The sequence below is a fragment of the Tsukamurella sp. M9C genome (genome assembly GCF_020169415.1).
In the GTDB taxonomy this organism is placed as follows: domain Bacteria; phylum Actinomycetota; class Actinomycetes; order Mycobacteriales; family Mycobacteriaceae; genus Tsukamurella.
Genome location: NZ_JAIULG010000102.1, coordinates 1 through 534 on the forward strand (window position 1 = coordinate 1; position 534 = coordinate 534).

Consider the following 534-nt stretch of genomic DNA (forward strand, 5'->3'; position numbering starts at 1 on the left):
ATTGTAAAGTGTGGCACAAAAACATGTTCAGCTTCTCCATAGAAATCTTCTCCATTAAAGCGATTAAACAATTCTTCTAAGTCGTCCGTCTTCGCAACTTTAAAGTAAATCACATTGTTCGTTGGTTTGAAGCTAGAAGCTTTTGTAGCATGAACTTCTACTGCTGGTATACCATTAATACGAGCTCTAACCTGTTCAATGACAGAATCTAAATCACCATCTTCAATTTCAAATGGCGCATTAATTGTCACATGTGGTTTAATTCGTGAATACTGTTTATCATATCTTTTACGGTAAGAATCCACCGCTTCTTGAAATGACTTTGATGGAATTAATGCTAATCCTAAAATCATCTGAATTCCTCCTTTGTTTAACCTATTGCTATTATATCAAATTTCTTTGAAAACCGTTACATTAAAAATAATTCATTATACATCTTTTGCAATTTCGACAAATTTAAATTAAATCAAACAGTAAAATCTTTTATAAATTATATTATAGACCAGACTATATGAAGACAATTCATACTAAATC

General features: G+C 30.7%; 1 protein-coding gene. It reads right to left on the reverse strand.

Features of this window, described 5'->3' with window-relative positions; translation table 11 throughout:
* A partial coding sequence (locus LB823_RS23570; protein ID WP_224652204.1) for a 2'-5' RNA ligase family protein occupies positions 1–353 on the reverse strand: 353 nt, incomplete at its 3' end.
* Between the last annotated feature and the right edge of the window lie 181 nt (positions 354–534).